A 24,796-nucleotide genomic window follows, 5' to 3' on the forward strand; every position below is an offset into this window, starting at 1 on the left:
GCAGGGTCATTGCTGGGCCTCGTGCGGGGTGAGCAGTCGCCGCAGGGCATTGCCCAGCCGGTCGAAGGCCAGTACCAACAGCAGCAGGCCGAGCCCGGGGAAGACCCCAAGCCACCAGTAGCCGGCGCTGAGATAGCGCATCGACTCGGCCAGCAGCACGCCGATGGCGGGCTGTCCCGGGCTGAGGCCAAAGCCGAGAAAGGTCAGCGCCGCCTCGTGCAGGATCGCATGGGGAAACAGCAGCAGCCCGCCGACTAGGCAGTGCGGCAGCAGCGCTGGCAGCAGGTGGTGCCAGATCACGAAGCCACGCGACTTGCCGAAGCGCCGCGACAGGCGGACATAGTCGGCCTGCTGCAGCTGCAGCAGCTCGGCGCGCAGTACCCGGGTCAGGCTCGGCCAGTGGGTCAGTGCCACGGCGATAATCACCGCCTGGGTACCACCGCCCAGGGCGAAGGCGATCAGCATCAGCAGAATCAGATGCGGCAGCCCCAGTACGCTGTCGACCAGCAGCCCCACTACCGCATCGGCGCGGCGGTCGAGGCAGGCCAGGGCTGCCAGGCCAAGGGCGATCAGGGTGCCCAGCAACGCCGCCGCGGCGCCTACCCACAGGCTCAGCGCCAGGCCCTGCAGGGTGCGCGCCAGGAGGTCGCGGCCGAGTACATCGGTGCCGAACCAGTAGTCGGTTGTCGGTGCCAGCAGGCGCGCCTGGAAGTCGCTGGCGCCGGCGCGTTCGGCGAGCTGGGGGGTAACGATCAGCAGCGCGACGAGGGCAACCAGCAGGGTGAGGGTACCCAATGCCAGGCCCAGGCGCGGGTTACCACGCAGGGCCAGCCGCGGCGATGGCGTGGCGCTCATGGGTGCACCTGGCGCAGGCGCGGGTCGACCAGGCGGTAGAGGCCGTCGGCGAGGGCATTGCCGACGCTGACGAATAGCGCGGTGAACAGTGCGATGGCCAGCAGCAGCGGCACGTCACTGCGCAGGCCGGCTTCCACCGTGGCACGGCCCAGACCGGGATAGGAGAACACCTGCTCGACCAGCATCGAGCCGCCGAACAGCTCGCCGAGTGAAGCGAACGCCAGCGTCAAGGCCGGTAGGCAGGCGTGACGCGCGCCATGTCGCCAGGCCACATCCCGCCGGCTGGCACCCTGGGCCAGGGCGTGCAGGGCCACCTCGGAGCGCATCAGCTCAAGCATGCGCGCGCGGGTGTGCAGGGTGATCTGGGCCACACCCAGAAGCGACAGGGTCAGCGCTGGCAGCAGCAGGTGATGCAGGCGGGTGGCGAGGCTCAGTTCATCGCGGGTCACGCCAGCGGGACCCGCGCAGCACACCGGCGTCCAGCCCAGGGTCACCGAGAACAGCAGCAGGCCGAGGATCGCCAGCCAGAAGGTCGGCGTTGAGGCCAGCGTGTAGGCGTAGCGACAAATCCAGCGATCCACCCAGCCGCCTTCACGGGTACCGGCGATCACGCCGAGGGCGAAACCGATCAGCGTGGCGCCCAGCCAGGCGCTGGCCAGCAGCGGCAACGAGGCCATGAAGCGAGTCCCGATCACCTCGCTGACCGGGGCGTTGTAGACCCGGCTCCAGCCAAGCTCGCCGCGCAGCATGTTGCCGAGCCAGTGCAGGAACTGCTGCGTCGCTGGTTGATCGGCGCCCCAGCGCTCGGCGATAAGCGCGCGCTGCTCGGGACTGACCTGGGCGACCTGAGGTCCCAGATAGGCGTCCACCGGGTCGATGGGCGAGGCCTGCATTAGGCCGAAGGCGGCCAGCGCCACTACGCCGAGCACCGCGACCAGGCGAAGCAGCCGCCGCGTCAGTGGCGCGATCAATCGCACTGCCACTGCCAGTCGAGCAGATTGGCGGTGATCGGCCAGCCGTGACCGTGGGGGGCGATACCTAGTTCGCCCAGATCGAGGCAGTCGTCGACGAAGTAGAGATGCTCGAGGTTGACCAGCCAGGCCCAAGCGGCGTCACCGCGCATGCCATAGCCGGTATCGCCGTCCCACTGAGCCGCGCGCCAGTGGGGCAGCGAGGCCTCGAAGCCCTCGGCGGCCTGGGCTGCTTCTAGGTGGGCGTCAACCGCTGGGTTGGCGTAGTAGCCGCTGTTGTAATAATCCTGGCCGGCGTACTGGCTGTGATAGAGGTAGTAGATCTCCTGAGGGCTGTGGCTGCCCCAGCCAAACAGGATGGCATCCTGATGCAGTGCCTCGCGACGGATCTCGTCCCAGTGGCGACCCCTCGGCTCGATCGCGATGCCCAGCGGACGCAGCAGTTCGGCGACGCTCTCGGCGAGCAGCTGGCGGGTGGTATCGCCGGCCGGGTAGGTGAGGCGAAAGCGCGCCGCCTGGCCGTCGCGGCGGCGCAGGCCATCGCTCTCCAATTGCCAGCCTGCAGCGTCGAGCAGCTCGGCGGCGGCTGCCAGGTCGCCGTCATCGAAGCGCTCGGTCGGGTCGGTCCAGGCCAGCCCATCGGCGGGGCCGAAGGCCGGCTGGCCAAAGCCGTGCAGGGCGACGTCGACCAGCAGCTCGCGGTCGACGGCGAGATTGACCGCGCGGCGGATCGCCGGGTCAGCGGTGACATCGTTGCCGATCGGGGCGCCGCTGTCGCTGGCCTCGCCGCGTGCCGGCTGCATCGGGAACAGGATGCCGCGGTTGTCGACGCTGTGCATGGCAACGCGCTGCATCCCGTGGGGTGCTTGGACGGCTAGCGCCGGGGGGACTGAGGCTAGGTGCAGGCGGCCGGCATTGGCCGCGGCTAGCGTGGTATCCTCGCCGGTGAATTGGAATACCAGGCGTTCGAATGCGGGCGTCTCGCCGTAGTAATGGGGGTTGCGCTCGACGATCAGCTGTTCGCCCTCCTGCCACTCCACCAGCCGATAGGGGCCGGATCCCAGCGGCGCACGTCCATAGCCGTCGTGGTAACCGTTATCACGCTCCGCGGCGGGGACGATGCCCAGGGTATAGAAAGTGTCCATGAAGGTGACCCGGGGCTCTTCGAGGGTCAGCGCTACCCGCCGCTCATCGAGGGCTTCGGCATGGGCCAATACGCTGAGGTCGGCGCGGCCTCCGCTGCGGGAAGCGGCGTTGAAGGTGAACGCCACGTCCTCGGCGGTTAGCGGCGTGCCGTCGCTGAAAGTGACATCATCACGCAGGGTGAGGGTCCAACGCAGCCGATCATCGGATAGCGTCCACTCCCTGGCCAGCTCGGGCTGGGTCGCCAGGTCGGCATCACGTCTCAGCAGCGTCGACTGGAACAGCGGGTGGCCGTAGTGGCCCCAACCCAGCAGCGGATCAAAACCGTCCGCTGGCTCTCCGCCGATGGCCATCACCAGCGACGTCTCCGCTTGAGCGGCAAGGGGGGGGAGCGCGAGGGGCGCGGCAAGCGCCGCGGCGGCCAGCCAGTGGCGGCACAATAGCGTCATCATAGGGTCCTTGGGTTTTTTCTTTACCCTAAAGTCGAAATCGTATGAAGTCTAGCCAATAACATCATACTCGTGCAGCGAGCGACACGAGGTAAGGAGGGAGTAATGCAGCGGGTAACGGTGACCCTGGATGATGGCCTGATGGCGGATCTGGATCGATTGATTGCCCAGCGCGGTTATCAGAATCGCTCCGAGGCGATTCGTGACCTGGCGCGGGCCGGGATCAAGGAGACGGCCCTCGACGGCGACGCCGAGCAGCCCTGTGTGGGGGCGTTGGTGTATGTCTACGATCACGCTGCACGAGAGCTGGCCAAGCGTCTGACCCACCACTCGCATGCGCATCATCACCTGACCGTCTCGACCCTGCACGTGCATCTCGACCACCACAGCTGCCTGGAGGTGGCGGTGCTCAAGGGGCAAGGGCGTGAGGTGCAGGCGTTCGCCAGCGAGGTGATCGCCGAGCGCAGTGTGCGTCACGGTCAACTAGTGCTGGTGCCACAGCAGGACGCAGACGAGTCTTGAAATGCGCGCGGGGCAGCCAATGGCTGCCCCGCGCGTAGGGAAGGCGACGACGTTGAGAGCGATTAGTGCTCCACGCCACCTTCGCCGTGCACGTGGCCGTGCTCTAGCTCTTCCTGGCTGGCTTCGCGTACCGTGGCGATTTCGACGTCGAAGTTAAGCGTCTGACCGGCCAGCGGGTGGTTGCCATCTACGGTCACGGTATCACCTTCGACCTGGGTCACGGTGACCATCAGCGGGCCGCCTTGGGTCTGCGCCTGGAACTGCATCCCTGGCTCGACGCTCTCGACGCCCTGGAAGGCATCGCGCGGGACTTCCTGTACCAGCGACGGCTGGTTCTCGCCGTAGCCTTCGGCCGGCTGCACGGTCACTTGCAGCTTCTCACCGCTTTCACGGCCTTCCAGCTCTTTTTCCAGGCCCGGAATGATGTTGCCAGCGCCATGGAGATACGTCAGCGGGTCGCGGCCTTCCGAGCTGTCCAGCACCTCACCTGCGTCGTTGGTCAGGGTGTAGTGAAACGCGACAACGGAGTTCTGCGCAATCTGCATTGATGAACCTTTCGGTGAGTGCATGTCTTGATAATGGTAACGTGCCGGTTGGGGGGCTGTCAGGGGCGCAGGGAATTTTTTCAGGTTTCGATTGCCCATCATGACTGACGCTCAAGGCCGCAGCGAGCCGCCCTGGGCTGGCGGCCGGCCGTGCGCGGCGTTGAGATGGCGCCACGGTGTGCGGCCAATAGCGGGTACTTTTCGCAGCCGGCATGTTTTACCCTGATGATCCATTTAACTCTGCGCCTGGACCTTCCACCGATAATCAATGATGGAGATTGCCGATGACCGTGACCATTATCTGGCTGATAGGATTTGCCGCTATCCTCTTTCTGAGCCTGCGCGGCTGGGAGGCCACCCTGAGCCCGTTATTGGCGAGCGTGCTGCCTGAGGCGCTGCGCAGCGACAGCGATGATCGCTGGGTATGGTGCCCGGCAGTGGCAGTGCTGGGTGCGACGTTCCTGGTGCGCCCGGTGGACATGCTGTTGACGCTGCTGGTCATCGCGCTGGTGGCGTGGATCGCCAAACGGCTGCTGTGCTGGGCCATGAAGAAGGCCAAGTCGCACTGAGCCGACAGGCATTTGGCTAATACGCAACGCAAAAAGGCTCGCCAGTAGGCGAGCCTTTTTGCGTAGGAGAGCGTATCAGTAGGGCGCTACGCTCATGCTGGCACCGCTGCCGATCAGGCGAACCCGCTGGCCGACCTGGAAGTTGCGGTCGGCGCGCTGAACGACGACCACGCTTTCGCCGTTGTCACGGCGTACCTCCATTTCCCAGGCACGGGTGCGATTGACCGCATCCTCGGTACGCGAGCCGGCTACGGCACCGCCGATGGCACCCGCGGCCGTTGCCAGCTGGCGCCCGGAGCCACCGCCGACCTGGCTACCGAGCAGCCCGCCGATCACCCCGCCGCCGACGGTACCGATCACGTTGCCCTGCGGGCTGTCGGCCTGGATCTGCACCTGGCGTAGTGCGGTGATGGTGCCGTAGGCAACGCTCTGGCCGGTCTGGGCCTGGCTGCCGCGGTATACATCGCCGCCATAGGGCGCGGTGTTGGCACAGCCGGCCAGTGTCAGTATGCCCAAGGCAACGACGGGAAGAAGACGTTTCATGGGAGCTCCTCCAATGATCAAACAGATTAAAAAACGGCGTTTTCAGCGAGTTTAAGCCTACTTTCCCGCTTCGACCAGCGCTATACGCTCGAGTGCCCCTAGTGTAGGCCCTCCAATCGACAAACAATAAGGAAAGGCACAAAAAAGGGGAGGCGGCTGCCTCCCCAATCACTGTCGTGCCATGCGAGCTGCTTGCCTTGGCTTTGCCTCAGCCAAACTGGTTCATGGTGTTGTCCTTGCCGCCGGCCTTGAGGGCCCCGGCGCCGGAGAAGTACTCCTTGTGGTCGTCGCCGATATTGGAGCCAGCCATGTCCTGATGCTTGACGCAGGCCAGGCCGCTGCGAATTTCCTTGCGCTGGACACCAGCGACGTAGGCCAGCATGCCCTCCTCGCCGAAGTAGCCCTTGGCCAGTTCATCGGTGGATAGCGCCGCGGTGTGGTAGGTGGGCAGGGTGATCAGATGGTGGAAGATACCCGCTTCACGCGCCGCATCGCGCTGGAAGTTGCGCGTCCATTCGTCGGCCAGCTTGGCCAGCTCAGTGGCGTCATACTCGGCGCTCATCAGCTGATCGCGGTCGTAGCCTGATACATCCTTGCCCTCGGCCTGCCAGGCGTCGAATACCTGCTGGCGGAAGTTCAAGGTCCAGTTGAACGACGGCGAGTTGTTGTAGACCAGCTTGGCATCCGGCACCACTTCACGGATGCGGTCGACCATGCTGGCAATCTGGCCGACATGGGGTTTCTCGGTCTCGATCCACAGTAGGTCAGCACCGTTCTGCAGGCTGGTGATGCAGTCCAGTACCACGCGGTCCTCGCCGGTGCCCGAACGGAATCGATAGAGGCCGTTGGCCAGGCGCAGCGGTTTGCGTAGCTCTCCGTCCAGCTTGACCACGCTGTCGCCTTCGCGCACGTCGTCGATGGAGTCGATCGGGGTGGTGTAGAGGAAGCTGTTGTACTGCGCGGCGAGGTCCCCCGGCTCCTTGCTCACCGGTAGTTTCTGGGTCAGACCGGCGCCCAGGGAGTCGGTGCGCGCCACGATCACGCCGTCGTCGACGCCGAGTTCGAGGAAGGCATAGCGCACGGCGTTGATCTTGGCCAGGAAGTCCTCATGGGGCACGGTAACCTTGCCGTCCTGGTGGCCGCACTGCTTGACGTCGGAGACCTGATTCTCGAGCTGGATGCAGCAGGCCCCGGCTTCGATCATGCGCTTGGCCAGCAGATAGGTCGCCTCTTCGTTGCCGAAGCCGGCATCGATGTCGGCGATGATCGGTACCACGTGGGTTTCGTAGTTGTCGATGCGCTTCTGCACGGCGCGCACGGTGATGTCATCGCCCTTGGCACGGGCATCATCCAGCTCATGAAACAGATGACCCAGCTCGCGAGCATCGGCCTGACGCAGGAAGGTGTAGAGCTCTTCGATCAGCGCCGGGACCGAGGTCTTTTCGTGCATTGACTGGTCGGGCAGCGGGCCGAACTCGGAGCGCAGCGCGGCAATCATCCATCCCGACAGGTACAGGTAGCGCTTCTTGGTGGTGCCGTGGTGGCGCTTGATGGCGATCATCTTCTGCTGGCCGATAAAACCGTGCCAGCAGCCCAGCGACTGGGTGTGCTGGCTGGTGTCGGCGTCGTAGTCGGCCATGTCCTGACGCATGATGCCAGCGGTATAGCGGGCGATGTCGAGGCCAGTCTTGAAGCGGTTCTGGGCTTTCATGCGCGCGGCATACTCGGGATTGATGGCATCCCACTTGCCGCCCTGGGCGTCACGTAGTCGAGTGATGGTGTTGAGGTCGTCTTGGTAAGCTGACATGGGGCCGTCCTTTCTCGTCTATTGCGCTGCAGTATCACGCTATTGGCTTGGTCGACTTCACCGGGTGCCTTGGCGTTCGTCTTCTATGCTGCACCTGCGAAGTTGTTTCAGCATTGACCAGGCCATTAACGCTGTCTGTACTGCCTTGGTCGTATCAGGCGCCGATATAAAACGAATGTTTAATGGCGACTACAAGAAGCATTGAAACAGTCGTTTTAATGTTTGCCTGTAATGGAACTATGGCCCATGAATACTGGCCTCAACAATCATTACTTAGCGGCAGAAGAGGTTGTAGTATGACTACAAGCGAGCCAGGAATAGCTCGCTTTCTGTAGTCAACTTTCCGGATTTTAGAAAGGCGCAGGTGAATCAATCACCTAGGGGGAGGGACATGTTGCGGTGCGGAATGCCGGCGTCGAGGAATTCGTCGCCATAGGCGCTGAAGCCGAGTTGCTCGTAGAAGGGGATCGCTTGCAGCTGGGCGGCCAGCTCAAGATGGGCGTGACCCTGGCTGCGTGCCGCCTCGATGGCGGCTTCGACCAGGCGTCGGCCAAGACCCAGGCCGCGCCCCTCTTCGAGGACGGCCACCCGACCCAGATGGCCGTCCGGCAACAGTCGGGCGGTGCCCAGCGCGCGCCCCTGGTGGCGGATCAGGAAGTGCAGGCAGAAGGCATCACGGCCGTCCCACTCCTCCTCCTGGGGCACCTGCTGCTCGACGATGAATACGATGCGGCGTATCTCGCCGGCCTCGCTGCCGAGCTCTTCCCAGTCACCCTGTTCAATGCTGATGGCGTCACTCATTGGTCATCCTCGTCGTCATCGTCCTCTTGGGGCCAGCTTAGGCTACCACGGTCATGCAGCAGCGCGAGCAGCTCGGCGGCGCCGTCGAATTCGAGCAGTGTAGCGTCCAGTGCAGCATCCGACGCCAGCGTCCGAGCCAGCGGTAGTGAGCAGGACAGGCCATCGCCGTCGACGAACAGCGTGGCACGCTCAGCGTCGAGCGCTCGCCAGGCGAAGCGCGACCCCAGGCTACGCACCAGCTCCTCGCCGTCGTGTAGTGCCGCAACAAGTTCTTCGATGTCGATGGGTTCGTCGGCGGGCACCAGTTGGTCGACGTACTTGGGCTGGGTCATCGCGCGTCCGAACCACTGTGCCAGTTGGGCGGGGTCGTCGAGGCTGTCGAGAATCAGCCGGCGCATACGCTCCAGCGCGGCATCGTTGAGCTCGCCGGGATCGGCGGGGAGGGGCATGCCGGCGTCGCTGAAGCGTTGCGAGGCGGGCAGCGTCTCGCCGACGTAGTCGGCATAGGAGGTCACTGCTTCGTCGGCGGAAGGGGCGCGGAAGCCTACCGAGACGGTCATGCAGTCGTCGGAATCGCTGACCCCGTGATGTGCCCAGCCGGGGGGCAAGTAGAGCATGTCGCCGGGCTCGAGGACCCAGTCATCACCGGGGGTGACGTCGAAGCGCTCGAGGATGCGTAGGTCGATGCCATCAATGATCGGGGCATCGTCGGTGACCCTGCCGCCCAGTTGCCAGCGACGCTGGCCGCTGGCCTGGAGCAGGAAGACATCATAGTGATCGACGTGGGGGCCTACGCTGCCGCCGGGCGGGGCATAGCTGATCATGATGTCGTCGAGGCGCCAGCGTGGCAGGAAGTCGAAGTGATCGAGCAGCGCGGCGACCTCGGGCACATAGTGGTCCACGGCTTGGACCAGCAGTGACCAGTCCTCGTCGGGCAGGGCGGCGAAGGTGGCATCGTCGAAGGGACCGTGCTGGACTTGCCAAGGGCCATCGCGGCCATGCTCTTCGACCAGGCGAGCCTCGATGCCTTCCTCGCAGGCCAGGCCAGCCAGTTCGTCGGGGCTCAGTGGGCATTCGAGGTCGGGCAGGGCGCCGCGGATCAGCAGCGGTTTCTGCTGCCAGACGTCGCGCAGGAACTCGCTGGCGGTGAGACCGCCGAGCAGTTGTCGCGGGGTATCGGAGGACATGCGTCGTACCTCGTTGCAAAGTGTGAAGCCGCGGGCAGGCGTCGCGGCTGTCCCCGGCGCCGCTCATCTTGTCCCACGGCTGATCCGTCGACAGGCCTGCGAGGGGGCGCTGTGAATACCTCCCTGTACGCTACCTTTTGCCATCCCTGGCAAAAACCCCTTCTATGGCCTGTCCCCGGCGCCGCTTATGCTGTCCCGCGGCTGACCCGGCGACAGGCCTGCGAGGGGGCGCTGTGAATACGTTCCTGTACGCTACCTTTTGCCATCCATGGCAAAAACCCCCTCTACGGCCTGTCTCCGGCGCCGCTTATGCTTACTAGACTATCTGGGGGCTGGGCGCTTACAGCCTGCTCGCTTGCTCACTGGCATTGCCAGTATAGGTCGCCGGGCTGAGCGCCTTGAGCTCGGTCTTGACCTCGGCGGGCAGCTCGAGGGTATCGATAAAGGCGGCGAAGCCGGCCTGGTCGATGCGCTTGCCGCGGGTCAGTTCCTTGAGCTTCTCGTAGGGCTGCTCGATGCCGTAGCGGCGCATTACCGTCTGGATCGGCTCGGCGAGCACCTCCCAGCTGGCGTCGAGGTCTTCGGCCAGGCGCGCGGGATTGGCCTCGAGCTTGGAGATGCCCTTGAGCGAGGCCTGGTAGGCGATCAGGCCGTAGGCCAGGCCGACGCCGAGGTTGCGCAGCACCGTGGAGTCGGTGAGGTCGCGCTGCCAGCGCGAGATCGGCAGCTTCTGGGCGAGGTGGCCGAGGATGGCGTTGGCCAGTCCCAGGTTGCCCTCGGAGTTCTCGAAGTCGATGGGGTTGACCTTGTGCGGCATGGTCGAGGAGCCGATCTCGCCCTCGACGGTACGCTGCTTGAAGTAGCCCAGCGAGATGTAGCCCCACACGTCGCGATCAAAGTCGATCAAGATGGTGTTGAAGCGACAGATGGCGTCGAACAGCTCGGCGATGTAGTCGTGGGGTTCGATCTGAGTGGTGTAGGGGTTGAAGGTAAGCCCCAGGCCCTTGATGAAACGCTCGGCGTTGGCTTCCCAGTCGACCTCGGGGTAGGTGGTGAGGTGGGCGTTGTAGTTGCCCACCGCGCCGTTGATCTTGCCGAGGATCTCGACGCTTTCGATCTGCTTGAGCTGGCGGCGCAGCCGATAGGCGACGTTGGCCATCTCCTTGCCCAACGTGGTAGGGCTGGCGGTCTGGCCGTGGGTACGTGACAGCATCGGCTGGGCGGCGTGCTCATGGGCCAGCGCGGCGATGGCGTCGGCGACCCCGTGCATGATTGGCAGCAGGCTGTTCAGCCCGTCGGTCAGCATGACGCCGTGTGACAGGTTGTTGATGTCCTCGCTGGTGCAGGCGAAGTGCACGAACTCGCTGATGGCGTGCAGTTCGGGCTGCTCGGCGATGCGCTCCTTGAGGAAGTACTCCACCGCCTTGACGTCGTGGTTGGTGGTGCGCTCTATCTCCTTGATACGGGCGGCATCGGCTTCGCAGAAATCCGCTACCAGGGCGTCGAGGAAGGCCTTGGCGGCGGGAGACAGCGGCGGCACCTCGGCGATGCCTGGCAGTGCGGCCAGCGCCTCTAGCCAGCGCACCTCGACGATAACCCGGGCACGGATCAGACCGAATTCACTGAAGTGCTCGCGCAGCGCCGCGGCCTTGCTGCCGTAGCGGCCGTCGACGGGGGAGAGGGCGGTCAGGGAGGAGAGCTGCATGGTCGGGTCTTCCTGGTGGTTGGGACGGGCCGTCTGGTCACGCGTCACTGGCGGTTGATCTGGTCGATGGCACGCTTCATGGCGCCGCGCTGGAAGATCAGCTTCCAGCGCCGGCCGCCCTGCTGATGCCAGAGCAGGGCAAAGCGCACTCCTGCCAGCAGCGCGGCGCGCACGCGCTCGGGCATCATGCGCTGCTGGAGCAGGCTGGGCTCGCCCTGCACCACGATGCGATATTTGAAGGTGGAGAGGGTCTCTTGATAGAGCTCGCCGAGACTGGCGACCACGTTCTCGTGGGTGTCGCCGAAGTGCTCGGCCTGGCCCTGAATGCGCGTCAGCTTGTTGCCCAGCTCGCTCATCATGTTGCTGTTGCTGCGCAGCTTGTTCATCAGCATCAGCAGCGAGAAACCGTAGCGGAGCACTACCGGGTTGGCCTGCTTGCGGCCCACCACCGCTTCGAGCACGTCGAGGCCCTGGCGCAGGTAGTTGGGATGGCCGCCGTAGATCGCTTCGAAGCTGTCGGGATCGGTGTCCACGGTGGCGCGAATCAAGGTGCTCCAGGCGCGTTCGTCGGCCTGGCCGGTGCGGGCCATTTCGTCGACCACCGCGGCGGCCTGAAACACGCCGGCCAGCGCCAGGGCCTGGCGGGCTGCCGGACTGTCCGGGGCGCTGTGGATCGGGGTGGTATTCATGCGGCGGCCTCCGTGGCGTTCCAGGTGGTGCGGATCACGCCGCCGCCGAGGCAGATGTCGCCAGCGTAGAGCACCAGCGACTGGCCTGGCGTGACCGCGCGCTGCGGCGCGTCGAAGCGCACCTCGACACCGCCATCGGGCCGAGTCTGCATATGGCAAGGCACGTCTTCCTGGCGGTAGCGGGTCTTGGCGGTGAAGCGCCCCTCGGTGACGGGCGGCTCGCCGGCCACCCAGTCCATCGCCTCGGTGGCCAGGCTGTCGGTGTAAAGCAACGGGTGGTGCTTGCCCTGCACGGCGACCAGCACGTTGCGCTCCAGGTCCTTGGCAGCCACGTACCAGGGCGCGTCGGGATGATGGGCCAGCCCGCCGATACCGAGCCCCTGGCGCTGACCGAGGGTGTAGTACATCAGGCCCATGTGTTCGCCGATCACCTCGCCTTCAGGGGTCTCGATGGTGCCCGGTTGAGCTGGCAGGTACTGCTTGAGGAAGTCGCTGAAGCGGCGCTCGCCGATAAAGCAGATCCCGGTGGAATCCTTCTTCTTGGCGGTGGCCAGGCCGTGGCGCTCGGCCAGTGCGCGCACCTCGGGTTTCTCGAGTTCGCCGACCGGGAACAGGGTGCGCGCGATGGCCGCCTCGGGTACCGCGTGCAGAAAGTAGCTCTGGTCCTTGTTGGTGTCGATGCCTTTGAGCAGGCGTGGACGACCGTCGCGCTCCCCGCCGCGCACGTAGTGGCCGGTGGCGATCTTGTCGGCGCCGAGCATCTCGGCGTACTCGAGGAACACCTTGAACTTGATCTCGCGGTTACACAGGATGTCCGGGTTCGGCGTCCGCCCGGCCTGGTATTCGGCCAGGAAGTGCTCGAACACGTTATCCCAGTATTCGGCGGCGAAATTGGCGGTATGTAGCGTGATGCCCAGCTTGTCGCACACCGCCTGGGCATCCGCCAAGTCCTCCTTGGCGGTGCAGTATTCGGTGCCGTCGTCCTCGTCCCAGTTCTTCATGAACAAGCCCTCGACCTGGTAGCCCTGGTCGAGCAGCAACTGCGCGGAAACGGAGGAGTCGACACCGCCGGACATGCCGACGATGACCTTGCCTGAGGTGGCGGTCATGGGCGCTCTCGGATTGAGTGGATCGCAAGTGGCCGAAAATTATACCCCATGTCGGTGCGCAGCTTCATCCTGTGAGGCGCGGGTCGAATACGCTGGGAGTAATTGACCGGCCGGCCAGTTAGCGCTATGTTCGCCGCATGAATCAGAAACCCCAGACCCGCGACCCCGAACTTACCCGTGCCCGCATCCTCGACGCAGCCGAAGCGTTGTTCGTCGAACAGGGCTTTTCCGCCGTCAAGCTAAGCGAGCTGGCGCGTGCTGCTGGCGTCACCAAGAGCTTGATCCATCACCACTTTGGCAGCAAGGAGCAGCTGTGGCAGGCGGTCAAGAATCGCGCCTTCGAGCGTTACTTCACGGCCCAGATGGCGATGCTAGAAGAAGCCAAGGAGCCGGATGCCGCGCTACTGCGCCGCTCGGTGGAAGCCTACTTCCATTTTCTGCGCGACAATCCCGGCGTGGTGCGCCTGTTCGCCTGGACCCATCTGGAAGGGGACAACCACTGCAGCGAGCTCGACAGCCAGCTCGTCGGGGCAGGGGCCGAGTGGGTACGGCAGACCCAGCTGCGCGGCCTGCTGCGCGACGACATCAACCCCTCACATGTCATCGCCGTCTTCGTGATGACCTGCACCCAGTGGTTCGAAGCCAAGTGCCATCATGAGAACTGGCCGGGCATGGGCTCCGATGAAGCGTTTCTGGAGGATTTCCTGAAGATCTTCATGGAAGGCGTAACGCCAAGAGAATGAGCATTTTTTTACGTAAATAACTGACCGGTCGGCCAGTTTATAGGTGGCCAGTCAATACCGTTCGAGGGAGGGAAAAGCGATGGCGAGGGGGGGACGTGCAAGCCATGCGGCTTTGCTGATGCTGACGGCGGCTCTACTGGCGGGCTGCGATGCGGCACCGGCGCAGAGAGAAGGTGTCGAAGCGCCGCTGCCCAGTGTGCGCAGTGAAGCAGTGCAGTTCGTGCCGGACGAGGTGCGATATCGCTTTCCTGGCGTGGTGCGAGCCAGCGAGCGTGCGGCCACGGCCTTTCTGCACGGCGGCGTACTGCGCGAGCGCCAGGTAGTGCTGGGGCAGCGGGTCGAGCAGGGGGAGCCGCTGGCCACGCTGCACAACCCGGCCATGGCGCCGGCGCTCGCCGTCGCCGAGGCGCGGGTGCGTGAACTGGATGCCAGCCTGAGCCGTCTAGGGCGCGACGTGGAGCGTGCCCGTACCCTGCGTGAACGCAATCTCAGCGCCGCGAGTGAACTGGATCGACTTAGCGCGGAACGTGAGGCGGTCGCTCAGGCCCGCGAGCAGGCGCTGGCACAGCGCGACGAGGCTCAGGCGCAGCTCGATGAGCTGACGCTGCGCGCACCGTTCGCCGCCGTGGTAACCGACCTGGACGCCGAGCCCGGCGATTTCGTTGCGGCCGGCCAGCCGATCATGCAGCTGGCCGGAGTGGCCGAGCGTGAGGTGGAGGTCCGGGTGCCGGCGAGCCTCGCCTCGCGTCTCGAGCCCGGGCAGGCGGTGAGCGTCATGCCGACGTTCGGTGCCCAGCGGATCGTCGCGGAAATCGTCCATGTCGGGCGGGCGGGAGAGAGCATGGCGCCGGTCATCGCTGCGATTCCCGTCCACAGTGCTCCGGCGCTGGGCGAGCCGGTGCGGGTTCAGCTCGAGATCGCCGCCCGTGCGGTTACGCGGGTGCCGCTGGCGGCGGTGGTCGACCCCGCCGGCAGCGCGCCCTACGTACTGGCGTTGAACGACGACGACACGATTCGGCGTGTACACGTGATGCCGGGGCGTCTGGCCGGCGGTTGGGTATCGGTCAACGGCGAGGGATTGGCGACGGGTGACCGGGTGGTAACGGCAGGGCAGGGGCGCCTGGAAGAGGGCATGCGGGTGAGGGTGTTGCCATGAGCTGGATGCTCGCCTCGCTGCGCTACAAACGCCTGATCCTGACCGTCACGCTGCTGCTGGCGCTACTGGGCCTGGCGGCCTGGGTGGCGATGGACCGTCAGGAGGACCCCTTCTTTCCCTATCGCTTCGGCCAGGTGCTGGTGCCCTATCCCGGCGCGGAGCCGGAACAGGTCGAGCGGCTGGTGCTCAACCCCCTCGAAGAGGAGTTGGCCCAGGTCGAGGAGGTCAACGACATCATCGGTACCGCGCGTCTCGGCGTGGCCCATGTCACCATCGAGATGCACGAGCACGTCTACGACACCGATGCCGCCTGGGAGCAGGTACGTATCGCCGTAAATCGGGCCATGCGGCAGTTCCCCGACGGCGTGGGCGAGGCGGAGATCAGCGACCGTGACGCCGATACCCACGGCATCGTGCTGGCAGTGACCGGCTCGGACGATCTGCTCGAGCTGCGCGAGGCGGCCAAGCGCCTGCGCCGTGACCTGTTCCGGCTCAAGGCGGTGTCCCGTATCGACCTGCTCGCCGACCCGGGCCAGCAGGTGGTGGTGGGCTGGGACGATACGCTGGCCGAGATGACCGGACTCGACGCCCGGGCCCTCGGCGACCAGCTCGCCGCGCGCAACCTGACCTCGCCCGGAGGCACGCTGGAGATGGCAGGGCGCTCCCTGGTGCTCGACCCGCTCACCGAGTTCGGCTCGCTGGAGGAGCTCGGCGCCACCCCGATTCGTACCCGGCAGGGCGACTTGGTGCCGCTCGGCGAACTCACCGACGTCAGCCTGGCCCCCCAGGAGCCCGCCACCGCGCGCATGTGGCATGACGGACGCCCGGCGGTGGCGCTGGGGGTGGTGCTCGCCAACGACCGGGGCAACGCCGTGCGCTTCGGCAAACAGCTGCGTGCGCTGGTGGATGAGCTGCGTCCCGCCTACGCCCCGCTGGCCATCGAGGAGACTTTCTATCAGCCGCACTGGGTGGAGCGCCGCCTGGCGGAGCTGGGCGTCTCGCTGCTGCTGGGGGTTGCCATTCTCGGCGTGCTGCTGTTCCTGGTCATGGGGCTGCGGCTGGGGCTCGCGGTGATGGTGATCGTGCCGCTGGTGACCTTTTCCGCCCTGGCCTTGTACGCCATGGGCGGCGGTGTGCTGCACCAGATCGCCGTGGCCGGCATGGTGATTGCGCTGGGCATGCTGGTGGACAACGCCATCGTGATGGTCGAGAACATCCAGTACCACCGCGATCAGGGGGGCTCGGCCATGCAGGCCGTGACCCGCTCGGTGCGGGAGCTGGCCACGCCCTTGCTGGCGGCGACCGGCACCACGCTGGCCGCTTTCGTGCCGCTGCTGCTTTCCGGCGGCAACACCGCCGACTTCACCCGTGCCATACCCATCATGGTGATGCTGACCCTGGCGGTGAGCTACGTCTATGCGGTGTTCGTCACCCCGGTATTCGCCGCCGGTATCCTCAAGCCCCGGTTGGCGGCACGCCGCGAGCGGCTGCAGGCCATTGGCCAGCGTGTCGGTCGGGTCGCCGTACGCTGGCCGCTGGCGGTGCTGGCAGGGGCGGGCGTTCTGCTGGTGGCGGCCATCGCCATGCTGCCGCTGCTCGACCAGGACTTTTTCCCCGACACCGACCGCAACCAACTCGTCGTCGACCTCAATTTTCCCGAGGGCACCCACCTCGACTACACCGCCTATCAGGCCGAGGTGCTGGCCGCCGAGCTGGTTGCGCGTCCGGCGGTGCAGGCGGTGCACCGTTTCGCCGGCTTCAGCGGTCCGCGCTTCTACTACAACCTGGTCGAGCAGCCGCGCCAGTCGCACCTGGCGCGGCTGGTAGTGGAGGCCGATAGTGCCGACGATCTGCCCGCGCTGATCCGTTGGGTGAGAACCGTGGCAGCGGAGTGGCTGCCCGAGGCCGAGGTAGTAGCGCGCCGGCTGGGGCAGGGGCCGCCGCTGGAAGCGCCGGTGGAGATTCGCGTATTCGCTGAGGATCGCACCGCCCTGGCCGACGCCGCCGGTGCGATTCTCAGCGTGGTGCGGGCGGCCGAGGGCGCCCGGGATGCGCGGCATCGCCTGGGCGAGGGGTTGGCCACCCTGCGGGTCGAAACCGACGATGCCCGCGCCGCCGAGTACGGCCTCTCGCGACACGACGTGGCCCTAGCCCTGGCCGGTGCCAGTCGCGGCATCGAGGTCAGCGCCTGGCGTGCCGGACGCGACCTGGCCCCGCTGCTGGTGCGTGCGCCGGAGGGCGAGCGTTTCTCCGTCGAGGGGCTCGAAGGGCTACGTCTGACCGCGTCCGACGGGCGTTCGCTACCGCTGGGGGAGATTGCCAACCTGACGCCCGCCTGGCGGCCGGCGGTGATTCAGCATCGTGGCCTGCAGCGCATGACCGCGGTGCTCGCCGAGGTGGCGGATGGCTGGACCTACGATGGCGTGTTGGGCGAGATCCTGCCGCGCCTGGAGGCGCTGGAACTGCCGCCCGAGGTCAGCTACAGCATCGGCGGGGCGGCGGAATCTGCCGGCGATGCCAATACTGCGCTGTTCCAGACGCTGCCGTTTGGTGGCCTGCTGCTGGTGGTCTTCCTGCTCGCCCAGTTTAACTCCTTCCGCCAGCTGTTCATCGTGCTGACCACGCTGCCGCTGGCGATCATCGGCGTGGTGCCGGGGCTGTGGCTGGCCGGCCAGCCGTTCGGCTTCACCGCCATTCTCGGTGTAGTGGCATTGGTCGGCATCGTGGTCAACAACGCCATCGTGCTGATCGACCTGATGAATGCCAATCGACGCCAGGGCGAGTCGGTGAGCGAGGCCGTGGTCTCGGCGGTGGCCCGGCGCACGCGGCCGGTGCTGCTCACCACCGCGACTACCGTGGCCGGCCTGGTGCCGCTGACCCTGACGCAATCGACGCTGTGGCCGCCGATGGCCTGGGCGATCATCTCCGGGCTGGTGGCCTCGACGCTGCTGACCCTGCTGGTGATCCCGGCGCTTTACCGGTTGCTGATGCGACCTTAGCGCTCCTGGATGACCTCCATGGGAAACACCCGCCCGCTGCGCGCATCGCGGATGCGGCGCATCACCAGCGGGCTTCTCAGCCGGCCGGCGCGTTCCAGGTCTTCGATCTCGTCGAAGGTCAGCCAGTGAATGGCCAATACGTCGCGGTCTAGTTCGTTACCCAGGTGGGCCAGGGCCATGCCCACATAGCCGTGGCTGTGGAAGGTGGCGCCGTCCGGTGCGTGGTAGACGTAGAGTCCCAGGTAGTCGGTGATGCCGACCCGCCAGGCGGTCTCTTCACGGACTTCACGCTCGGCCGCCTCGAGCAGCCGTTCGTCGGGCTCGAGGTGGCCGGCGGGCTGGTTGAAGAGGGTGAAAGGGCCGCCGCGATCCTCTTCGACCAGCAGATAGCGCCCGGCGCGCTCGACCACGGTGGCGACCGTGACACGGGGGGACCAACGTTTCATCGCGATTGACTCCGTGATGCGGGGCGTGCCCGGCCCGCGGGGCGGTTCGGTGCGTGCAGGGGCTCTTGGCGCCATTCACCGGGGGGCAGACCGTCGAGTCGCCAAGGGCCGATGGCCACGCGTACCAGTCTCAGGGTCGGGTGGCCGACATGGGCGGTCATGCGTCGCACCTGGCGGTTGCGACCCTCGCTGATGGTCAGTTCCAGCCAGGTCGTCAGCGGATGCCGCCTGGGGTCCAGTGGTGGCTGACGCGCGGCCAGACCGCTGGCCTCGAGGCGTCGCACCTTGGCCGGTCGTGTCGGCCCATCCTTGAGCCGGATGCCGTGGCGCAGGGCCTGCAGCGCGGCGTCGTCCGGCTCGCCCTCGACCTGGACGCGGTAGGTCTTGGGCTGCTTGTGGCGCGGATGGCTGATGCGATGGATCAGCGCGCCATCATCGGACAGCAGCAGCAGGCCTTCGGAGTCGTAGTCGAGGCGCCCGGCGGCGTACACCCCGGAAACGCCAAGGTAGTCTGCCAGGGTCGCGCGGCCCTCGCGATCGGTAAACTGCGAGAGCACCTGGAAAGGCTTATGCAATAGATAGAGGGTGCTCATGTGACTCCGTGATTGGCGATGGAAACGGTGACCGGCAAGCGCTGGGCGGGCGTCTGGGCGCCGGGGTAGACGAATATCGCTCATGCGAAACGGGCCCTGCACTGGTATACTGCCAGCCGATCGCTGGGAGCGCCGTCGTCACAACCGGACCCGCCGAGTCCTGTCCCTGCCTGGTGTTCCGACCCGCTCGCTTTTTATTGCAATCGCTGTGACCAGAGAGACCAGAGAGACTACCGCTAACATGTCAAAAACGCCGAAGATTATCTACACGCTTACCGACGAAGCGCCCGCCCTTGCCACCCACTCGCTGCTGCCGATCATCGATGCGTTCACCGATCCCGCCGGCATCGAAGTGGAAACCCGCGACATTTCCTTGGCCGGGCGTATCCTTTCCCAGTTTCCTGATTACTTGAGTGACGCGCAGCAGATCGGCGACCACCTTGCTGAGCTTGGTGAGCTGGCCAAGACGCCGGAAGCCAACATCATCAAGCTGCCCAACATCAGCGCCTCGACGCCGCAGCTCAAGGCAGCGATCCGCGAGCTGCAGCAGCAGGGCTACAAGTTGCCCAATTATCCCGACGAGCCGGCCTCGCAGGTCGAGCACGACGTCAAGGCGCGCTACGACAAGGTCAAGGGCAGTGCGGTCAACCCGGTGCTGCGCGAGGGCAATTCCGACCGCCGTGCGCCGCAGTCGGTCAAGGGCTTTGCGCGCAAGTATCCGCACCGCATGGGTGAGTGGAGTGCCGATTCCAAATCCCACGTGGCGAGCATGAGCGACGGCGATTTCTACGCCAGCGAGAAGTCAGCGCTGATCGAGGCCGCCGGCAACGTCAAGATCGAGCTGGTGGCTGCCGACGGCACTGCCCGCGTGCTCAAGGAAAAGACCCCGGTACTCGCGGGTGAAGTGGTCGACGGTTCAGTGATGAGCCGCCGCGCGCTGAGCGCCTTCATCGCCGAGCAGATCGAAGACGCCAAGCAGCAGGATGTGCTGTTCTCGCTGCACCTCAAGGCCACCATGATGAAGGTCTCCGACCCGATCATCTTCGGCGTGGCAGTGGATGCCTTCTACCGCGACGTGCTGGCCAAGCACGCCGACGACCTTCACGAGGCCGGTTTCAGCGCCAATAACGGTATCGGCGACCTCTACGCCACCATCAAGACCCTGCCCGAGGCCAAGCAGCAGGCGATCAAGGCCGATGTCGAGGCGCTCTACGCCGAGCGTCCGCGCCTGGCGATGGTCAACTCCCACAAGGGCATCACCAACCTGCACGTTCCCAGTGACGTGATCGTCGACGCCTCGATGCCGGCGATGATCCGCGACTCCGGGAAGATGTGGGGCGCCGACGACCAGCTGCACGATGCCAAGGCGGTGATTCCGGATCGCTGCTATGCCAGCATCTATCAGACCGTGATCGACGACTGCAAGGTCAACGGTGCCTTCGATCCGACCACCATGGGCAGCGTGCCTAACGTCGGTCTGATGGCGCAGAAAGCCGAGGAGTACGGCTCCCACGACAAGACCTTCGAGATTCCCGCCGACGGCACCGTGCGGGTCAGCGACGAGAGCGGCGCGGTGTTGTTCGAGCACGCCGTCGAGCACGGTGATATCTGGCGCATGTGCCAGACCAAGGATGCGCCGATCCAGGACTGGGTCAAGCTGGCGGTGACCCGCGCCCGCGACAGCGGCGCGCCGGCGATCTTCTGGCTTGACGCCAAGCGCGCCCACGATGCCCAGCTGATCAGCAAGGTCGAGACCTATCTCAAGGACCACGACACCAGTGGCCTGGATATCCGCATCCTGCCGCCGGTGGAGGCCATGCAGGTCTCGCTAGCGCGTATCCGCAATGGCCAGGACACCATTTCGGTCACCGGCAACGTGCTGCGCGACTACCTCACCGACCTGTTCCCGATCATGGAACTGGGTACCAGCGCCAAGATGCTCTCCATCGTGCCGCTGATGAATGGCGGTGGCCTGTTCGAGACCGGCGCTGGCGGTTCGGCGCCCAAGCACGTCCAGCAATTCCTCGAGGAGAACCATTTGCGCTGGGATTCGCTGGGCGAGTTTCTGGCCTTGGCGGCGTCGCTGGAGCATCTGGGCAACGCCTTTGGCAACGTGCGCGCCACGCTGCTGGCCAAGGCGCTGGACAGCGCCAACGGCAAGTTCCTCGACAGCAACAAGTCGCCGTCGCGCAAGGTCGGTGAAATCGACAACCGCGGTAGCCACTTCTACCTGGCGATGTACTGGGCTGAGGCGCTGGCCGCCCAGGACGACGATGCCGAGCTCAAGACGCTGTTCACGCGCCTGGCCGAGTCGCTGAAGAGTAATGAAGCAGCTATCCTCAATGAACTCAATGGCGTGCAGGGCAAGCCGGTCGATATCCGTGGCTACTATCACCCGGACCACGATCTGACCCGCGAGGCGATGCGTCCCAGCCAGACCCTCAACGCTGCGCTGAACGTGGTCGCCAACGACTGACGCCAGCGTCCGCTGAGGCACAGGGCCCTCGTCCGCCTGGCGGCCGGGGGCCTTTTTGCGTGTGCCGCTGGCCTGGGCCTTGCAAGTCGCGTCCCGGGGACGCATTTATCACTGAGTAATGAACCCGCTGCCGTGAATGGCGTCGAAAGAGTGTGGCGCCAACGATGAGCAGACGTTATCGATGGACACGAATGTTTATGTACGAACACGATGAGCTCAGAGGGATCGGCGCCGCCCACCGCGCAGCCACGCTGGGCATGACGCGGCCGCCAGAATCGGATCCGCAGGAGGACGGTGACCTGGCGGTCAAGCCGGCCGATCCGGAACTGGCCAGGCCGCCGATGTATAAGGTAGTGCTGCACAACGACGACTTCACGCCGATGGAGTTTGTGGTCGAGGTGCTGCAGACCTTCTTTCACTTCGAGAGCGAGAAAGCCGTGCAGATCATGCTGGCGGTACATACACAGGGCAAGGCAACCTGCGGTGTGTTTACTCGCGACATTGCCGAAACCAAGAGTCACCAGGTCAACGAATACGCCCGCGAGTGCCAGCATCCGCTGCTGTGTGATATCGATGCGGCGGATTGAGTGACTACGCGACCGGTCGTTCGCATGCTGCGACCGGCAAGCGTTGGAACATCGAGCTTGCGAAACCCGTGAATGTGCCCGATGGTGAGAATACGGCCGAAATATTTGCCGATGTAAGCCCGAGGCGGCGAGAAGGGGACTGCCATGCTGAGCAAAGAACTTGAACTGACCCTGAACACGGCCTTTACCGTGGCCCGGTCCAAGCGCCACGAATTCATGACCGTGGAGCACCTGCTGCTGGCTCTGCTGGACAATGCCTCTGCGGCAGATGTGCTACGAGCCTGCGGGGCCAACCTCGAAAAGCTGCGCTCCGACCTGCAGGATTTCATCAACTCCACCACGCCGCTGATTCCCGAGGATCAGGTCGACCGCGAGACGCAGCCGACGCTGGGGTTCCAGCGCGTCCTGCAGCGTGCGGTCTTCCACGTGCAATCCTCCGGCAAGAGCGAAGTCACCGGTGCCAACGTATTGGTGGCGATCTTCTCCGAGCAGGAGAGTCAGGCAGTCTACTTCCTGAAGCAGCAGAATGTGGCGCGCGTGGATGCCGTCAACTACATCGCCCACGGCATCTCCAAGGTGTCGGGGCATACCCAGAGCCCCTCGTCGGCGCCGTCATCGGATGCCGAAGAGGCCGAGGAGGGCGGTAGCGAAGGTGCCGCGCACCCGCTTACCGGCTATGCCACTAACCTCAACGAGCAGGCCCGGTTGGGCAAGATCGATCCGTTGATCGGTCGTGACCATGAGCTCGAGCGGGTGGTGCAGATCCTCGCCCGGCGTCGCAAGAACAACCCGCTGTTGGTCGGCGAGGCCGGCGTGGGCAAGACCGCCATTGCCGAAGGCCTGGCCAAGCGGGTCGTCGAGGAGGAAGTGCCCGACGTGATCGCCGATGCGGTGGTCTATTCGCTGGATATGGGCGCCTTGCTGGCCGGCACCAAGTACCGTGGCGACTTCGAGAAACGTCTCAAGAGCCTGCTGGCCGAGCTCAAGAAACAGCCCAACGCGGTGTTGTTCATTGACGAGATCCATACCGTGATCGGTGCCGGCGCGGCATCGGGCGGGGTGATGGACGCCTCCAACCTGCTCAAGCCACTGCTCTCGTCGGGCGAGCTGCGCTGCATTGGCTCGACGACCTTCCAAGAGTTCCGCGGGATATTCGAGAAGGATCGCGCCTTGGCGCGGCGTTTCCAGAAGGTCGATGTGATGGCGCCTTCGGTGGAGGACACCATTCGCATCCTCAAGGGGCTGCGCGGGCGTTTCGAGGAGCATCACAAGCTCAAGTACACCGATGGGGCTCTGGAGAGTGCGGCGCGCCTGGCGGATCGCTACATCAACGACCGGCACCTGCCTGACAAGGCCATCGACGTGATCGACGAGGCCGGCGCCCATCAGCGCCTGCTGCCGCCCGAAGTGCGGGTCGATACCATCGACGTTGATCAGGTCGAGGCGGTGGTGGCGTCGATCGCGCGGATTCCGCCGAAGAGCGTCTCCAGCTCCGACCGCAAGCTGCTCTCGAACCTCGAACGCGACCTCAAGATGCTGGTATTCGGCCAGGACGAGGCGATCACTAGCCTGTCGGCGGCGATCAAGCTGTCGCGGGCAGGCCTGAAGTCGCCTGACAAGCCGGTGGGCAGCTTCCTGTTCTCAGGCCCCACCGGGGTCGGCAAGACCGAGGTGGCCAAGCAGTTGGCCTCGCTGATGGGCATCGAGCTGGTACGCTTCGACATGTCCGAGTACATGGAGCGCCACACCGTATCGCGGCTGATCGGCGCGCCTCCTGGCTATGTTGGCTACGACCAGGGCGGCCTGCTGACCGAGGCGATCACCAAGCAGCCGCACTGCGTGCTGCTGCTCGACGAGATCGAGAAGGCGCACCCCGAGGTTTTCAATCTGCTGCTGCAGGTGATGGACCACGGTCGCCTGACCGATAACAACGGCCGCGAGGCGGATTTCCGTCACGTGATCCTGATCATGACCTCCAACGCTGGCGCCGAACAGATCGCACGGCGCTCGATCGGTTTCCAGACCCAGGATCACTCCACCGATGGCATGGAGGTGATTCGCAAGACCTTCACCCCCGAGTTCCGCAATCGTCTCGACGGCATCATCCAGTTCCACGGTCTGGCTCCAGAGGTGGTGCGCAACGTGGTCGACAAGTTCCTGGTCGAACTACAGGCCCAGCTCGACGAGAAGCGGGTACAGCTCGACGTCGACGAAGCGGCGCGTACCTGGCTTGCCGAGCAGGGCTACGATCCGGAGATGGGGGCGCGGCCGATGGCACGCCTGATACAGGAGAAGCTCAAGAAACCGCTGGCCGAGCTGATCCTGTTCGGCGAACTGGCCGAGCACGGTGGCGTGGTGCATGTCACCCTGGAGGAGGACAGCAACGAACTGCGGCTGGAAACCGAGGCCGAGCTGGCCTGAACGATCGGCGACCGGCAATGCCGGTCGCACGCAGCGCGTTTCCACACAACACCGGCGCCCTGTCACATGACGGGGCGTCGCGCTTTTGGGAAGTCGCTAGCTCAGCCGTGCGCTAACGGGCGCACGCGGTTCCAAGAGGTGGCGCAGAGCCGGTGGCGGGCAGGCGCGGGGCGCACTCAGCGTGAGCGGTAGACGATGCGGCCCTTGGAAAGGTCGTAGGGCGTCAGCTCGACCTTGACTTTGTCGCCGGTCAGGATGCGGATGTAGTTCTTGCGCATCTTGCCGGAGATGTGCGCGGTGACCACGTGGCCGTTTTCCAGCTCGACGCGGAACATGGTGTTTGGAAGGGTATCGACGACGACACCTTCCATTTCGATATGGTCTTCACGTGCCATATGAGGCGGTTCCTCGTGCTTGGTGTTGGTCAACAAGATAGCGCGATATTGTGCCGCAAGCCGCCCGACAAGGCAAAAAAGCCGC

General features: G+C 65.2%; 22 protein-coding genes. 8 read left to right on the forward strand and 14 right to left on the reverse strand.

The window, feature by feature from the left end; translation table 11 throughout:
* Positions 1 to 6 precede the first annotated feature (6 nt).
* The 3 genes from BLT16_RS06395 to BLT16_RS06405 are packed head-to-tail and all read right to left on the reverse strand — an operon-like array spanning position 7 to position 3,418.
* Positions 7 to 855 (reverse strand): ABC transporter permease, encoded by an 849-nt coding sequence (locus BLT16_RS06395; protein WP_089657707.1) that lies wholly within the window; start codon positions 853 to 855, stop codon positions 7 to 9.
* A complete protein-coding gene (locus tag BLT16_RS06400; protein ID WP_089657708.1) occupies positions 852 to 1,832 on the reverse strand; it encodes an ABC transporter permease in 981 nt (326 codons plus the stop codon). Before BLT16_RS06400 ends, BLT16_RS06395 begins: the two co-directional genes overlap by 4 nt.
* A complete protein-coding gene (locus tag BLT16_RS06405) occupies positions 1,823 to 3,418 on the reverse strand; it encodes an ABC transporter substrate-binding protein (RefSeq protein ID WP_089657709.1) in 1,596 nt (531 codons plus the stop codon). Before BLT16_RS06405 ends, BLT16_RS06400 begins: the two co-directional genes overlap by 10 nt.
* 105 nt (positions 3,419 to 3,523) lie before the next feature.
* Between BLT16_RS06405 and nikR the strand changes: the two genes are divergently transcribed.
* Positions 3,524 to 3,940 carry a nickel-responsive transcriptional regulator NikR gene (gene nikR, locus BLT16_RS06410; protein WP_089657710.1) on the forward strand — a complete coding sequence of 139 codons (417 nt, stop codon included), beginning with the start codon at positions 3,524 to 3,526 and terminating at the stop codon, positions 3,938 to 3,940.
* Positions 3,941 to 4,002: 62 nt separating this feature from the next.
* On the opposite strand, the gene BLT16_RS06415 is transcribed toward nikR, so the two are convergent.
* A complete protein-coding gene (locus tag BLT16_RS06415) occupies positions 4,003 to 4,485 on the reverse strand; it encodes an FKBP-type peptidyl-prolyl cis-trans isomerase (protein WP_089657711.1) in 483 nt (160 codons plus the stop codon).
* Between the two features lie 284 nt (positions 4,486 to 4,769).
* On the opposite strand from BLT16_RS06415, the gene BLT16_RS06420 reads away from it, so the two are divergent.
* Complete coding sequence (locus BLT16_RS06420; RefSeq protein WP_089657712.1) at positions 4,770 to 5,054, forward strand: hypothetical protein; 285 nt, start codon at positions 4,770 to 4,772, stop codon at positions 5,052 to 5,054.
* A gap of 75 nt (positions 5,055 to 5,129) precedes the next feature.
* Here the strand turns inward: BLT16_RS06420 and BLT16_RS06425 are convergent, their stop codons facing one another.
* From BLT16_RS06425 to mnmA, 7 genes are all read right to left on the reverse strand, one after another.
* Positions 5,130 to 5,597 (reverse strand): outer membrane lipoprotein, encoded by a 468-nt coding sequence (locus BLT16_RS06425; RefSeq protein ID WP_089657713.1) that lies wholly within the window; start codon positions 5,595 to 5,597, stop codon positions 5,130 to 5,132.
* A gap of 208 nt (positions 5,598 to 5,805) precedes the next feature.
* Positions 5,806 to 7,404, reverse strand: a complete 1,599-nt coding sequence (locus BLT16_RS06430; RefSeq protein ID WP_089657714.1) for an isocitrate lyase — start codon at positions 7,402 to 7,404, stop codon at positions 5,806 to 5,808.
* 369 nt (positions 7,405 to 7,773) lie between these two features.
* Complete coding sequence (locus tag BLT16_RS06435) at positions 7,774 to 8,205, reverse strand: GNAT family N-acetyltransferase (RefSeq protein WP_089657715.1); 432 nt, start codon at positions 8,203 to 8,205, stop codon at positions 7,774 to 7,776.
* Complete coding sequence (locus BLT16_RS06440) at positions 8,202 to 9,392, reverse strand: cupin domain-containing protein (protein WP_089657716.1); 1,191 nt, start codon at positions 9,390 to 9,392, stop codon at positions 8,202 to 8,204. Before BLT16_RS06440 ends, BLT16_RS06435 begins: the two co-directional genes overlap by 4 nt.
* A gap of 340 nt (positions 9,393 to 9,732) precedes the next feature.
* Complete coding sequence (purB, locus tag BLT16_RS06445; protein ID WP_089657717.1) at positions 9,733 to 11,097, reverse strand: adenylosuccinate lyase; 1,365 nt, start codon at positions 11,095 to 11,097, stop codon at positions 9,733 to 9,735.
* A 44-nt stretch (positions 11,098 to 11,141) separates the two neighbouring features.
* The gene (gene hflD, locus BLT16_RS06450; protein ID WP_089657718.1) at positions 11,142 to 11,786 is read right to left on the reverse strand and encodes a high frequency lysogenization protein HflD; all 645 of its coding nucleotides are present in this window, start codon (positions 11,784 to 11,786) and stop codon (positions 11,142 to 11,144) included.
* A complete protein-coding gene (mnmA, locus tag BLT16_RS06455; RefSeq protein WP_089657719.1) occupies positions 11,783 to 12,895 on the reverse strand; it encodes a tRNA 2-thiouridine(34) synthase MnmA in 1,113 nt (370 codons plus the stop codon). Before mnmA ends, hflD begins: the two co-directional genes overlap by 4 nt.
* A gap of 137 nt (positions 12,896 to 13,032) precedes the next feature.
* Here mnmA and BLT16_RS06460 point away from each other — a divergent pair, with 137 nt between their 5' ends.
* From BLT16_RS06460 to BLT16_RS06470, 3 genes are all read left to right on the forward strand, one after another.
* The gene (locus BLT16_RS06460; RefSeq protein WP_089657720.1) at positions 13,033 to 13,638 is read left to right on the forward strand and encodes a TetR/AcrR family transcriptional regulator; all 606 of its coding nucleotides are present in this window, start codon (positions 13,033 to 13,035) and stop codon (positions 13,636 to 13,638) included.
* A gap of 118 nt (positions 13,639 to 13,756) precedes the next feature.
* Positions 13,757 to 14,794: an efflux RND transporter periplasmic adaptor subunit gene (locus tag BLT16_RS06465; protein ID WP_176817174.1), complete on the forward strand. Its 1,038-nt coding sequence runs from the start codon at positions 13,757 to 13,759 to the stop codon at positions 14,792 to 14,794.
* On the forward strand, positions 14,791 to 17,793 hold the full coding sequence (locus BLT16_RS06470) for an efflux RND transporter permease subunit (RefSeq protein ID WP_089657722.1): 3,003 nt from the start codon (positions 14,791 to 14,793) through the stop codon (positions 17,791 to 17,793). The genes BLT16_RS06465 and BLT16_RS06470 overlap by 4 nt, the downstream gene beginning before the upstream one ends.
* Here BLT16_RS06470 and BLT16_RS06475 read toward each other — a convergent pair.
* Together BLT16_RS06475 and BLT16_RS06480 are read right to left on the reverse strand one after the other, a co-directional pair.
* The gene (locus BLT16_RS06475) at positions 17,790 to 18,239 is read right to left on the reverse strand and encodes an NUDIX domain-containing protein (RefSeq protein ID WP_089657723.1); all 450 of its coding nucleotides are present in this window, start codon (positions 18,237 to 18,239) and stop codon (positions 17,790 to 17,792) included. The two genes, BLT16_RS06470 and BLT16_RS06475, sit on opposite strands and share 4 nt — an antisense overlap.
* Positions 18,236 to 18,832 (reverse strand): pseudouridine synthase, encoded by a 597-nt coding sequence (locus tag BLT16_RS06480; protein WP_089657724.1) that lies wholly within the window; start codon positions 18,830 to 18,832, stop codon positions 18,236 to 18,238. The genes BLT16_RS06475 and BLT16_RS06480 overlap by 4 nt, the downstream gene beginning before the upstream one ends.
* A gap of 241 nt (positions 18,833 to 19,073) precedes the next feature.
* Between BLT16_RS06480 and BLT16_RS06485 the strand changes: the two genes are divergently transcribed.
* From BLT16_RS06485 to clpA, 3 genes are all read left to right on the forward strand, one after another.
* Positions 19,074 to 21,308: an NADP-dependent isocitrate dehydrogenase gene (locus BLT16_RS06485; RefSeq protein ID WP_089657725.1), complete on the forward strand. Its 2,235-nt coding sequence runs from the start codon at positions 19,074 to 19,076 to the stop codon at positions 21,306 to 21,308.
* 257 nt (positions 21,309 to 21,565) lie between these two features.
* Positions 21,566 to 21,895 (forward strand): ATP-dependent Clp protease adapter ClpS, encoded by a 330-nt coding sequence (clpS, locus tag BLT16_RS06490; protein WP_089657845.1) that lies wholly within the window; start codon positions 21,566 to 21,568, stop codon positions 21,893 to 21,895.
* A gap of 144 nt (positions 21,896 to 22,039) precedes the next feature.
* Entirely contained in the window at positions 22,040 to 24,316 is a 2,277-nt protein-coding gene (gene clpA, locus BLT16_RS06495) for an ATP-dependent Clp protease ATP-binding subunit ClpA (protein ID WP_089657726.1), read from the forward strand.
* 176 nt (positions 24,317 to 24,492) lie between these two features.
* Here clpA and infA read toward each other — a convergent pair whose 3' ends face one another.
* Positions 24,493 to 24,711 (reverse strand): translation initiation factor IF-1, encoded by a 219-nt coding sequence (gene infA / locus BLT16_RS06500; protein WP_013332816.1) that lies wholly within the window; start codon positions 24,709 to 24,711, stop codon positions 24,493 to 24,495.
* Between the last annotated feature and the right edge of the window lie 85 nt (positions 24,712 to 24,796).

The sequence above is a fragment of the Franzmannia pantelleriensis genome, from assembly GCF_900102875.1.
In the GTDB taxonomy this organism is placed as follows: Bacteria; Pseudomonadota; Gammaproteobacteria; order Pseudomonadales; family Halomonadaceae; genus Franzmannia; species Franzmannia pantelleriensis.

Excerpts from the sequence above, each read along its gene's own strand:
- BLT16_RS06395 (WP_089657707.1), bottom strand. The coding sequence starts at position 855 with ATGAGCGCCACGCCATCGCCGCGGCTGGCCCTGCGTGGTAACCCGCGC.
- BLT16_RS06405 (WP_089657709.1), bottom strand. The coding sequence starts at position 3,418 with ATGACGCTATTGTGCCGCCACTGGCTGGCCGCCGCGGCGCTTGCCGCG.
- nikR (WP_089657710.1), top strand. The coding sequence starts at position 3,524 with ATGCAGCGGGTAACGGTGACCCTGGATGATGGCCTGATGGCGGATCTG.
- BLT16_RS06415 (WP_089657711.1), bottom strand. The coding sequence starts at position 4,485 with ATGCAGATTGCGCAGAACTCCGTTGTCGCGTTTCACTACACCCTGACC.
- BLT16_RS06420 (WP_089657712.1), top strand. The coding sequence starts at position 4,770 with ATGACCGTGACCATTATCTGGCTGATAGGATTTGCCGCTATCCTCTTT.
- BLT16_RS06425 (WP_089657713.1), bottom strand. The coding sequence starts at position 5,597 with ATGAAACGTCTTCTTCCCGTCGTTGCCTTGGGCATACTGACACTGGCC.
- BLT16_RS06430 (WP_089657714.1), bottom strand. The coding sequence starts at position 7,404 with ATGTCAGCTTACCAAGACGACCTCAACACCATCACTCGACTACGTGAC.
- BLT16_RS06435 (WP_089657715.1), bottom strand. The coding sequence starts at position 8,205 with ATGAGTGACGCCATCAGCATTGAACAGGGTGACTGGGAAGAGCTCGGC.
- BLT16_RS06440 (WP_089657716.1), bottom strand. The coding sequence starts at position 9,392 with ATGTCCTCCGATACCCCGCGACAACTGCTCGGCGGTCTCACCGCCAGC.
- purB (WP_089657717.1), bottom strand. The coding sequence starts at position 11,097 with ATGCAGCTCTCCTCCCTGACCGCCCTCTCCCCCGTCGACGGCCGCTAC.
- hflD (WP_089657718.1), bottom strand. The coding sequence starts at position 11,786 with ATGAATACCACCCCGATCCACAGCGCCCCGGACAGTCCGGCAGCCCGC.
- mnmA (WP_089657719.1), bottom strand. The coding sequence starts at position 12,895 with ATGACCGCCACCTCAGGCAAGGTCATCGTCGGCATGTCCGGCGGTGTC.
- BLT16_RS06460 (WP_089657720.1), top strand. The coding sequence starts at position 13,033 with ATGAATCAGAAACCCCAGACCCGCGACCCCGAACTTACCCGTGCCCGC.
- BLT16_RS06465 (WP_176817174.1), top strand. The coding sequence starts at position 13,757 with ATGCTGACGGCGGCTCTACTGGCGGGCTGCGATGCGGCACCGGCGCAG.
- BLT16_RS06470 (WP_089657722.1), top strand. The coding sequence starts at position 14,791 with ATGAGCTGGATGCTCGCCTCGCTGCGCTACAAACGCCTGATCCTGACC.
- BLT16_RS06475 (WP_089657723.1), bottom strand. The coding sequence starts at position 18,239 with ATGAAACGTTGGTCCCCCCGTGTCACGGTCGCCACCGTGGTCGAGCGC.
- BLT16_RS06480 (WP_089657724.1), bottom strand. The coding sequence starts at position 18,832 with ATGAGCACCCTCTATCTATTGCATAAGCCTTTCCAGGTGCTCTCGCAG.
- BLT16_RS06485 (WP_089657725.1), top strand. The coding sequence starts at position 19,074 with ATGTCAAAAACGCCGAAGATTATCTACACGCTTACCGACGAAGCGCCC.
- clpS (WP_089657845.1), top strand. The coding sequence starts at position 21,566 with ATGACGCGGCCGCCAGAATCGGATCCGCAGGAGGACGGTGACCTGGCG.
- clpA (WP_089657726.1), top strand. The coding sequence starts at position 22,040 with ATGCTGAGCAAAGAACTTGAACTGACCCTGAACACGGCCTTTACCGTG.
- infA (WP_013332816.1), bottom strand. The coding sequence starts at position 24,711 with ATGGCACGTGAAGACCATATCGAAATGGAAGGTGTCGTCGTCGATACC.